Here is a 10,451-nt window from a genome sequence, read left to right as displayed (position 1 = left end):
TGCGCACCTGGTTGGTCAGGTTGTTCGCCATCGAGTTGACGTTGTCGGTCAGGTCCTTCCAGGTGCCCGCCACGTTCGGCACCCGCGCCTGACCGCCCAGGATGCCCTCGGTGCCGACCTCGCGCGCCACGCGCGTGACCTCGTCCGCGAACGCGCGCAGCGTGTCCACCATGCCGTTGATCACGCCGGCGAGCGCGGCGACCTCGCCCTTGGCGTCGACGGTGATCTTCTGCGACAGGTCGCCGCGCGCCACCGCGGTCGCCACCTCGGCGATGGACCGCACCTGCGTGGACAGGTTGTCGGCCATGACGTTGACGTTGTCGGTGAGGCCCTTCCAGGTGCCCGCGACGCCCGGCACGCGGGCCTGTCCGCCCAGTCGGCCGTCCGTGCCGACTTCTCGGGCGACGCGGGTGACCTCGTCGGCGAAGGCCGAGAGCTGGTCCACCATGGTGTTGATGGTCGACTTCAGCTCCAGGATCTCGCCGCGCGCGTCCACGGTGATCTTCTGCGTCAGGTCGCCGAGCGCCACCGCCGTGGTCACCTGGGCGATCGACCGCACCTGCGCGGTCAGGTTGTTGGCCATGAAGTTGACCGAGTCGGTGAGGTCGCGCCAGGTGCCCGCCACGCCGGGCACCTGGGCCTGTCCGCCCAGTCGGCCGTCCGTGCCGACTTCTCGGGCGACGCGGGTGACCTCGTCGGCGAACGCCGAGAGCTGGTCCACCATCGTGTTGATGGTGTCCTTCAGCTCCAGGATCTCGCCCCGCGCGTTCACCGTGATCTTCTGCGACAGGTCGCCGCGCGCCACGGCCGTCGCGACCTGGGCGATGTTGCGGACCTGCGAGGTGAGGTTGCCCGCCATGAAGTTGACCGAGTCGGTGAGGTCGCGCCAGGTGCCGGCCACGCCGGGCACCTGGGCCTGTCCGCCCAGCCGGCCGTCGCTGCCGACCTCGCGCGCCACGCGGGTCACCTCGGCCGCGAACGAGGACAGCTGGTCGACCATGGTGTTGATGGTGGTCTTGAGCTGGAGGATCTCGCCGCGCGCGTCCACGTCGATCTTCTGCGACAGGTCGCCCTGCGCCACCGCCGTGGTCACCTGGGCGATGTTGCGGACCTGCGAGGTCAGGTTGCCCGCCATGAAGTTGACCGAGTCGGTGAGGTCGCGCCAGGTGCCCGCCACGCCGGGCACCTGCGCCTGACCGCCCAGCCGGCCGTCCGTGCCGACCTCCCGGGCGACGCGGGTGACCTCTTGGGCGAAGGCCGAGAGCTGGTCGACCATGGTGTTGATGGTGGTCTTCAGTTCCAGGATCTCGCCGCGCGCGTCCACGGTGATCTTCTGGGACAGGTCGCCCTGGGCCACGGCGGTCGCGACCTGGGCGATGTTGCGGACCTGCGAGGTCAGGTTGTTCGCCATGAAGTTCACGTTGTCGGTGAGGTCGCGCCAGGTGCCCGCGACGCCCGTCACCTGGGCCTGTCCGCCCAGCCGGCCGTCCGTGCCGACTTCTCGGGCGACGCGCGTGACCTCGTCCGCGAACGAGGACAGCTGGTCCACCATCGTGTTGACGGTGTTCTTCAGCTCCAGCATCTCGCCCGCGACCGTCACGGTGATCTTCTGCGTCAGGTCGCCCTGGGCCACGGCGGTCGCGACCTGGGCGATGTCGCGCACCTGCTTGGTGAGGTTGTCGGCCATGAAGTTGACCGAGTCGGTGAGGTCGCGCCAGGTGCCGGCCACGCCGGGCACCTGGGCCTGACCGCCCAGCCGGCCCTCGGTGCCGACCTCGCGCGCCACGCGCGTGACCTCGCCCGCGAAGGTCCGCAGCGTCGCGGTCATCGAGTTGAAGCTCTCCACCAGCGCCGCGACCTCGCCGCGCGCGTCGACCACGATCTCCTGCGACAGGTCGCCCTCCGCGACCGCGGCGAGCACGCGGCTCAGCTCGGCGGTCGGCCGGGTCAGGTCGTCGATCAGGTCGTTCACCGCGTCCGCGGCCAGCACCCAGCCGCCCGCGCCGGTGCTGGGCGCCAGCCGCTCGTCCAGCCTGCCCTCCTGGCCGACGGACTGCCGAACCCGGGCCAGCTCGCCGACCAACCACTGGTTGCGCTCGGCGATCTCGTTGAACACCTCGGCCAGCTCCGCGCCGACGCCACCGGACCTGCCCTCCCCGGCGGGTCCGTTCCCCTTGGGCACGACGAGGCGGCGGCGGAAGTTGCCGTCCCTCATCTCCCGCATGGCGGAGAGCAGGCGGGCCAGGGTCACGTCCGTGTCGTCCTGAACGGTCGTCACGAGAGCCTCCTGTGTCAGCGGAACTGCGCCAAGCCTGCCACTGTTGGGGGCGACTTGTCCGATAGGTTGGGGCGAACCCGACACACAGGAGCCGAGATGGCCCAGGGCTACCGGCAAGGCGCCGAAACGGGCCTCGACCTCGACGCGTGGCGCCGTCTCGTCGACGGCTTCCACGAGGCCGTGGTCGTGCTCGACCCGGATGCCGTCGTGCGCCTGGCCAACCCGCTCGCGGCCGTGCTGTTCCCGGACGCGCGGCAGGGGTCGGCGCTGCCCGAGCCGCGTGGCCGCAAGCAGGACCTGGGTGGCGGCTGGACCGCCTGGTACCGGAGCGCGGAGGACTTCCTGGACCGGGCGGGGGAGCGGTTCAGCCTGTTCACCGACCGGTCGGCCGCGCTGCGCGCGGTGGTCGAGCTGGCTCCGGCCGAGCACACCGTCGCGGTGCTGCCGGGTTTGCGCGGTCGGCTGGAGTGGTGGCGGCGCACGCCGGACGGCGACATCGCGACCACCCGCACGCCCCGCCAGGCGGCCGCTGCCGCGCCGGGGCTGTTCGCCGTGCTGGACGGCGAGGCCGAGCACGCCGATGTCACCACTTCGGGTGAGGGGCCGTGGGGCGTGTCGGGTCTGGGCCTGGCGGTGCCGCTGATCGCGGGCGGCGCACTGGTGTGCTTCGGCGGTCCACGCGACGTGGAGCTGCTCAAGCGGTACGCCGAGCGGGCCGCCGTGGCGGTGGCGGCCGGCGCGCGGTTCGCCGAGCAGGAGCGGGTCGTGGCGGCGCTGCGGGCGAACCTGCTGCCGTCGCCGCTGCCGGTGGTGCCCGGTGTGCGGCTGGCGTGCGTGTACGAACCGGCGCACGCGGAGGCGCTGGTCGGCGGCGACTTCTACGACGTGCACCCGCGCGAGGACGGCACCGCGGCGTTCGTGCTGGGCGACGTGGCGGGCAACGGGGTCGAGGCGGCGGCGCAGAGCGGCCGGGTCCGGCAGAGCCTGCACACGCTGCTGCTGGTCGAGCAGCGGCCGGCGCGGTTGCTGCACCTGCTCAACGCGGCGCTGCGGGCGGCGGGCAGCAGGCTGTTCACCACGCTGGTGGTCGGCACCGTGATGCCGGTGCAGGCGGGCGGGCTGCGCCTGACCCTCGCCGCGGGCGGCCACCCCGCGCCGCTCGTGCTGCGCGCCGACGGCCGGGTGGACGAGGTCGCGGTGCACGGCGGCATCGTGGGCGTGCTCCAGGAGGTGCGGTTCCACCAGACCACGGTGGTGCTCGCGCCGGGGGAGACCCTCCTGCTCTACAGCGACGGGGTGACCGAGGCGCGCAAGGGCGGCGACCGGCAGGAGCTCTTCGGCGACGCCCGGTTGAAGTCGGCGCTGTCCGCCTGCGCGGGCCTGTCCGCCGAACGGGTGGCCGGTCGCCTGAAGGAGCTGGTGTTCGGCTGGCTGGGCACGGCCGAGCACGACGACCTGACCATGATGGTGGTGCAGGCGGAGGGCTGACGCCGTGACCGCCGCGACCGGGCTTCCGGTGAGCGGAAGGCCCGTTGACCCCCGCTCCCGGTGATCAATAGCGTTCGCCGCGTCCCGGGCGCGGTCCCTCGAACGGCGGTCCGGGAACCGGGCCCGCGGCGGTGCCGGCCGCTGAACGGCGCAACACCACCACCCCTCCGGGTTCACCCACCCCGACGACCCGGACGGCCCGCTGCGGTGGAAGGATTTCCGTGGGTTCCGCCGGAGCACCTCCAGACCAGGGGGCCGCAGCTTCGACACCGAACCGCAAGGGGAGCATGAAACCGTCGTCTTCGACCTCTGAGCACAGCGCCCGCTCACTGTGGGGCCCGCTGTTCACAGACCCGGACGTGGAGGCCGAGATCTGCGACCGGGCGTGGCTGCGGGCCATGCTGGACTTCGAGCGCGCGCTGACCATCGTGCAGGCCCGGGCGGGCCTGGTGTCCGAGGAAGCGGCCCGGATGGTCGTCACCGCCATCGACGTCGGGCACTACGACCCGGTGGCCGTGGGCGAGGGCGCCCTGACCTCGGGCACGCCGGTCGTGCCGCTGGTGCGGGCGATCGCCGCGCGCGTCACCCAGGAGGGTCGCGCCGCCCTGCACAACGGCGCCACCAGCCAGGACGTGCTGGACACGGCGCTGTCGCTGGTCGCGCACCGGGCGCTGGGACCGATCCTGGCGGGGCTGCGGGGCGTGGGGGCCGAGTGCGAGCGGCTCGCCGAGCGCCACCGGGACACCCTGATCTCGGGCCGCACCCTGGGCCAGCACGCGCTGCCCACCACGTTCGGCCTCAAGTGCGCCGGGTGGATGGTGGCGGTCGACGAGGCCGAGGGCGCGCTGCTCCGCGTGCGGGCCCACCGGCTGGCCGTGCAGTTCGGCGGCGCGGCGGGCACGCTGGCCGCCGTGGCGGATCCGGGCGCCCGGCTGACCGACGACCTGGCCGCCGAGCTGGGCCTCGCCGCGCCGCTGCTCCCGTGGCACACCAACCGGACCAGGGTGGCTGAGCTGGCGGGCGCGCTGGGCGAGGCGGCCGGCGTGCTGGGCAAGATCGCGCAGGACGTGGTGCTGCTCGCGCAGACCGAGGTCGCCGAGGTGGCCGAGGCGGACGGCGGCACGTCGTCGGCCATGCCGCACAAGCACAACCCGGTGCGCGCGGTGCTGGTCACGGCGTGCGCGCGGCGCGTGCCCGGCCTGGTGTCCACGGTGCTGTCCGCGATGGTCCAGGAGCACGAGCGGGCCGCGGGCGCCTGGCACGGCGAGTGGCAGACCGTGACTGAGCTGCTGAGGCTGGTCGGCGGCGCGGTGCGGGGCACGCGCGAGCTGCTGTCGAAGCTGCGGGTGGACACCGCGCGGATGCGCCGCAACCTGGAGCTGACGGGTGGCCTGCTGATGGCCGAGAACGTGGCCGTGCGGCTGACCGCCCTGGTCGGCCGCGCCGAGGCGCAGGACCTGGTCGCCGAGGTGTGCCGGACCGCGGTGAACTCGGGCTGCACGCTGCGTGAAGCGCTGCTGGCCGACCTGCGGATCGGGTTGACGGAGAAGGAGATCGACGATGCCCTGGACCCGGCGGGCTACGTCGGCTCCGCGGGCGAGTTCGTCGACCGCGCGCTCGCCGCCCACCGGGGCAGGGGGAGACCGTGAAGCTGCACCACGAGTTGAGCGGGCCCCCGGACGCGCCCGTCGTCGTCCTGGGCAACTCGCTGGGCACCACCACCGCGCTGTGGGAGGCGCAGCTGCCGTTGCTGCACCGGCGGTTCCGGGTGCTGCGCTACGACCACCGGGGTCACGGTGGCAGCCCGACCGCGCCGGGCCCGTACCGGCTCGACGACCTGGCCGACGACGTGCTGGAGCTGCTGGACGCCCTGGACCTGCCGCGCGTGTCCTACTGCGGGGTGTCGTTGGGCGGCATGGTGGGCATGTGGCTGGCGGGGCACGCGCCCGAGCGCATCGAGCGGCTGGTGCTGTGCTGCGCGGTGGCGATCTCCCCGGTCGCCCAGCCGTGGCTGGACCGGGCCGCCGAGGTGCGGGCGTCGGGCACGGGGTCCATCGCGCCGGTGGTGGCGGGGCACTGGTTCACCCGCGGGTTCGCGGCGCGGTGCCCGGAGGTGGTGGCGGCGTTCGCGGCCGGTGTGTCCACAGTGGACGACGAGGGTTTCGCCGGGTGCTGCGACGCGCTGTCCGCGCTGGACCTGAGGTCGGTGCTGCCCGCGATCGAGGCGCCGACCGCCGTGGTCTCGGGCGCTTACGACGAGATCACGCCGCCGCGGTACGGGCAGGCGGTGGCGGAGGCGATCCCCGGCGCGTCGTTCCACCTGGTGCCGGGGGCGCACCTGGCGCTGGTCGAGGCGGCCGACGAGGTGTCGGCGATCCTGAACGCGCACCTGTGAGGGCGGGGCGCCGGACGGGTGGCGGGTTTCCGGAGCGCTGAAGGGTGCGCGCGGGCCGCTGGAGGTCGTGCGCGGGGCCGTGAACGGCCCCGAGGGGTGGCGCCGTGGCGCCACCCCTCGCACCGCGTGAACCGCTTACTGCTTGCGGGCCTCCTGCTTGACCTGCTGGCCCGAGTCGCGGGCGTGCTCGCCGACCTCCTGCGCCGAGCCCTTGGCGTGCTCGGCGGTGGCCTGCGCGGCCTGCTGCGCGGTCTGCTTCACCTCGTTCGCCGCGTCGGTGACGGCCGACGTGGCGTCCTCCTTGATCTTCTGGGCCGATTCGGTGAGCGCTTCCTTCACCGGCTCGACCACGTCGCTCGCGCGCTCGCCGAGCTGACGGACCGCGTCCTCCTCGGCCCGGGTCGCGGGCAGCAGCGCCGCGACGACCGCGCCGGCGCCGAACGCGATCAGGCCCGCCGCCAGCGGGTTGCCCCGCGCCTGCTGCCGGGCCATCTGCGGCGCCTGCTGCACGGCCTGGCCGGCCTGCTGCGCGGTGTGCGCCACGGCCTGACCGGCCTGCTGGGCCTTGTCGCCCACGGTGGACGCCGCGTCCTTGGTGCGGTCGCCGACCGTCGACGCCACGTCCGAGGTCCGGTTCTGCATGGTCGTCGTGTCGGGCATGGTGCCCATCACTCGCTCCCTCAGGGTGGTCAGGCCGTGCCGGACCCGGTTGACCCGGCGCTGCGCGATGTTGCGCGGCCTCGTGTGGTCGACGATGCGGTTGGCGTCGGCGACCAGCTCGGCACGGGTGCGGTCGATGTCGTGCCTTATTTGGTCGGGTGTCGGGCCCATTCGGCGTCCTCCTTGAGGGTTTCGATGGTGCGTTCCGGCTTGGGGGACACGGTGCGCAGTCGCGCGCGGCCGGTGGAGAACAGGGCGAACCCGGCGATGCCCCACAGCGCGGCGACGATGAGGGCCGCCCAGCCCAGCGGCATGATCGCGCCGAGGGCGAAGACGAGGGCCAGGCTCAGCAGGACCGCGGTCATGTAGCCCGCGAACCCGGCCGCGCCGAGCATCCCGGCGGCCTTGCCCGCCTTCGACGCCTCCTGCCGGATCTCCGCCTTGGCCAGCTCCAGCTCCTGCCGCATCAGCTTCGACAGGTCCTGGGTCAGCTCGCCGACCAGCTCGCCGAGCGACGTGCGGTCGTCTTCCGGCGCGTCGGGGCGGGGGTAGGGGACTTCGGTGGCCCCGCCGGTGTACGGCGGGCCCGCGTAGGGGGCGCCGGTGGTCTCAGCGCTGGACATACGAGCTGCCCTCCGGGTCGTAAGCGCCACCGGGCTGGGTCGGCGAAGCGGGCCGGCCGGCCGTGCCGGCCTGGTACGGGCTGCCGCTCGGGTACTGACCGGAAGCGGTGCCCGCGGGGTAGCCGGTGTCGGACGGGTAACCGGTGCCCGCCGGGTAGCCGGCGCCCGGCGCCTCCGCGCCGGTGCGCGGCGCGGGCGTGCTGAAGTCGGGCTCCTGCGGCAGCTGCGAGGTGGTGGGCAGCGGCGTGGTCCCGTCGGACAGGCGACCCTGCTCCGGGCGGTAGTCCTGCTGCTGGTCACCCGACCCGCTCATGCTCTTGGCGACGCGCGTGACCAGGAACCCGGCCACGGCCGCGCCGATGAGGAACGTCCCCGGCTTGCGCCGCGCGAAGTCCTGGGCCGAGTCCAGCAGCCCCCGCGCGCCCCGCTCGTCGAGGAACCTGGCCGCCTGCCTGCCGGAGTCGGCGACCTGGCGCAGCGCCGGGGCCGTCATCGAGTCCGGGCCCGAGTTCTCCGCCATCGAGTGCAGTTCGTCGGCGATGCGGTTGATCTGCTGCGACACGCGCTGCGCCTGCTGCTCAGCCTCTCCGGCGACGCGCTGGCGGACGTCGTGCACGACGTGCTTGGCCTGGCCCTTGGCCTCCTGGGCCACCTGCCCGACCTGCTCACGCGCGGTGGCTCCCACCTCTCCGGCGGCCTGCCTGGCGTGCCGCGCCACGGCGGTGCCTTCCTGCTCAGCGGTCTCGCGGACCGCGCCCACCTGGTTCTCGGCCACGACTGGCTCCTCACGGTCGGCGTCTTGTCGCCTAGGACCTACCCGTGGCGCGCCGGCCTAATCAACTTCACCTTGGCAAAGATCTATCCCACAAAATGTGAGACGGCCCCGCTCCCTGGGTAGGGCGCGGGGCCGCGGATCATTCCCGGGAACGGGCGGGCGGGGTCAGAACGAGAAAACCGAGCCGGTCTCGTTCTCCATGGCGCACCGGTTCGGGAATTCCTCGACGTACTGGACCGGCTCGCCGCGGTAAACGCCGAAGGCGAAGACCGTCACCGGGTCGTACTCGTACGTGCAGATGCGGCTGTCATCGGCGCCGAGTTGCGTGAAATCGCCGTTCGCGGCCGCGATCTCCTCGCACGCGGTCTGTGCCCGGGTGTGCTCGCCCGATGCCGGGTCGCAGCTGAACCGGGTGCTGTCCAGGCCGCTACCTGCTGGTGGACGGCGAGCAGCAGGTCGGTCTCGGGCGGTGCGGCGGACGCGGCGCCCGCGCCGACCAGGGGCGCGGCCAGCAGGCTGGAGGCGAACAGGGACGCCATGAGGGTTCGGGTTCGTCGCATGACCTGTGGGTGACCCGATCGGGTGGCCGGTATTCGACCGGATTGCCACGTCACTGAAATGTCGCAGCGCTTTTCGCTCTCTTTGCGGGGCGCTGGACGAGCAATGTCCTGGGCTTTTGCCGAAGAATTCCTCCTCGGCTCGAATTCGGCTTCGGCGGGTTCTCGCGGTCGGTTCCGCGCCACGGGGCCGACCGCGGTCACCAGGTGGGGCGGGCGGAGACGCCGCCGTCCACCACGAGGTCGTGCCCGGTGATCCACCGCGCCAGGGGGGAGGCGAGGAACGCGCACGCGTCGCCGACGTCCTCGGGCGTGCCCAGTCGCGCGAGGGGCGCGGCACTCGTCCACCTGGCCACGCCCTCGGGCCACTCGTCCTCGATGCCCGGCCTGGCGATCAGCCCGGGTGAGACGGTGTTGACCCGGATGCCGCGCTCGCCGTACTCCAGCGCGGCGGAGCGGGCGTGCATGATCAGGGCCGCTTTCGAGGCGCTGTAGTGCGCGTGGCCGGGCGCGGGTCGCGTGCCCTCGATCGAGGCTACGTGCGTGATCGAACTCCCGTGCGCCATCACCTCGGCCGCGGCCTGGGTGCAGGAGAACGCGCTGGTCAGGTTCGTGTCCACGACCGCGCGCCACTCGGCGGCCGTCATGCCGGCCAGGGGCTGGACCGGCTGCGCGCCGGCGTTGTTGACCAGCACGTCGAGCCGGCCGCGCCACCCGGCGGCCTCGCGGACCACCCGCCGGCACTCGTCGGGGTCGGTGAGGTCGGCGGCGACCGCGAGGGCGCCGCTGCCGGGCTCGCCGGGTTCGCCGAGCCGGCCGGGTTCGGCGAGTTCGCGGAGTTCGCGGAGTTCGGCCACCAGGTCGTCGACCGGTGTCGTGCGCGTGTGCGCGACCACCGAAGCGCCGGCCGCCGCGAGCCGCCGCGCGATGCCGCGCCCGACGACGCCGCCGGCCCCGGTGACCAAGGCGACCTTGCCGTCCAGCAGTCCCATGACCAGGGACGGTAGCGGTCGGCGGCGGGTCGGCGCCCGGTCAGACCGGTCGGAGCGGGGTGCGCGGCCCGTCCGGCAGCTCGACCCGGACCTCGTCACCCGGGCGGACCTCGCCGCCGACCAGCACGACGGACATGATGCCCGCGCGGCGCACCACGTTCCCGTCCTCGTCGCGGCCGACGACCTCCTTGAGCAGGCCCGGCCGGAACGCCTCGATCTGCGGGCACGGGTTGCGCAGGCCGGTCACCTCGACCACGGCGCGCGCGCCGAGGCGCAGCCTGGTCCCGGTCGGCAGCCCCAGCAGGTCGACGCCGCGCGTGGTGACGTTCTCCCCGAGCTGCCCCGCGTCCACCGGGAAGCCCTTGGCGTTCAGCTCGTCGTGCAGCTCGGCGTGCATCAGGTGCACCTGGCGGAGGTTGGGCTGGGACGGGTCGCGCGCCACCCGCGACCGGTGCTTGACGGTGACGCCCCGGTGCACGTCGCCCGCCACGCCCAGCCCGGCGACGAGCGTGATGGTCTCCTGGTTGGGCTTGGTGAACGTGTACTCCCCACTCCGGCTCACGGCCGCGACGGTCCCCATGGGATCGACCCTAACCGGGCCGGTGTCCGCCGGTCGCGGCGATGAAAGGGCCTCGTCGCGAGCACGGGGCCGAACGGTCCGCGCGCCTTTGGCCTGAACGGCG

General features: G+C 73.6%; 10 protein-coding genes. 3 read left to right on the top strand and 7 right to left on the bottom strand.

Translation table 11 applies throughout. The annotated features are described in order from the left end of the window. Nucleotides 1–2,224, bottom strand: a 2,224-nt coding sequence (locus ABD223_RS42415; RefSeq protein ID WP_344043849.1) for a HAMP domain-containing protein, incomplete at its 3' end; no start/stop codon positions are given. Nucleotides 2,225–2,374: 150 nt separating this feature from the next. Between ABD223_RS42415 and ABD223_RS42410 the strand changes: the two genes are divergently transcribed. The 3 genes from ABD223_RS42410 to pcaD all read left to right on the top strand — a co-directional run bounded on the left by ABD223_RS42410 (nt 2,375) and on the right by pcaD (nt 6,161). Next, nucleotides 2,375–3,766: a PP2C family protein-serine/threonine phosphatase gene (locus ABD223_RS42410; protein ID WP_344043842.1), complete on the top strand. Its 1,392-nt coding sequence runs from the start codon at nt 2,375–2,377 to the stop codon at nt 3,764–3,766. Nucleotides 3,767–4,053: 287 nt separating this feature from the next. Further along, nucleotides 4,054–5,415, top strand: a complete 1,362-nt coding sequence (gene pcaB, locus ABD223_RS42405) for a 3-carboxy-cis,cis-muconate cycloisomerase (RefSeq protein WP_344043840.1) — start codon at nt 4,054–4,056, stop codon at nt 5,413–5,415. Further along, entirely contained in the window at nt 5,412–6,161 is a 750-nt protein-coding gene (gene pcaD, locus ABD223_RS42400; RefSeq protein WP_344043838.1) for a 3-oxoadipate enol-lactonase, read from the top strand. Before pcaB ends, pcaD begins: the two co-directional genes overlap by 4 nt. 135 nt (nt 6,162–6,296) lie before the next feature. Here pcaD and ABD223_RS42395 read toward each other — a convergent pair whose 3' ends face one another. The 6 genes from ABD223_RS42395 to ABD223_RS42370 form a co-directional block, all read right to left on the bottom strand. Next, a complete protein-coding gene (locus ABD223_RS42395) occupies nt 6,297–6,992 on the bottom strand; it encodes a DUF3618 domain-containing protein (RefSeq protein ID WP_344043836.1) in 696 nt (231 codons plus the stop codon). Further along, nucleotides 6,968–7,444, bottom strand: a complete 477-nt coding sequence (locus ABD223_RS42390) for a phage holin family protein (protein WP_344043834.1) — start codon at nt 7,442–7,444, stop codon at nt 6,968–6,970. The genes ABD223_RS42395 and ABD223_RS42390 overlap by 25 nt, the downstream gene beginning before the upstream one ends. Further along, on the bottom strand, nt 7,431–8,219 hold the full coding sequence (locus ABD223_RS42385) for a hypothetical protein (protein WP_344043832.1): 789 nt from the start codon (nt 8,217–8,219) through the stop codon (nt 7,431–7,433). The genes ABD223_RS42390 and ABD223_RS42385 overlap by 14 nt, the downstream gene beginning before the upstream one ends. Before the next feature lie 165 nt (nt 8,220–8,384). After that, nucleotides 8,385–8,828 carry an SSI family serine proteinase inhibitor gene (locus ABD223_RS42380; RefSeq protein ID WP_344043830.1) on the bottom strand — a complete coding sequence of 148 codons (444 nt, stop codon included), beginning with the start codon at nt 8,826–8,828 and terminating at the stop codon, nt 8,385–8,387. A 148-nt stretch (nt 8,829–8,976) separates the two neighbouring features. Beyond that, entirely contained in the window at nt 8,977–9,768 is a 792-nt protein-coding gene (locus ABD223_RS42375; protein ID WP_344043828.1) for an SDR family NAD(P)-dependent oxidoreductase, read from the bottom strand. Nucleotides 9,769–9,808: 40 nt separating this feature from the next. Further along, on the bottom strand, nt 9,809–10,348 hold the full coding sequence (locus ABD223_RS42370) for an MOSC domain-containing protein (protein ID WP_344043826.1): 540 nt from the start codon (nt 10,346–10,348) through the stop codon (nt 9,809–9,811). Between the last annotated feature and the right edge of the window lie 103 nt (nt 10,349–10,451).

It is taken from the genome of Saccharothrix xinjiangensis (assembly GCF_039527585.1).
Taxonomy (GTDB): Bacteria; Actinomycetota; Actinomycetes; order Mycobacteriales; family Pseudonocardiaceae; genus Actinosynnema; species Actinosynnema xinjiangensis.
Note: the sequence above shows the minus strand (reverse complement) of the source record. Positions and strands in the feature narration are given on the sequence as shown.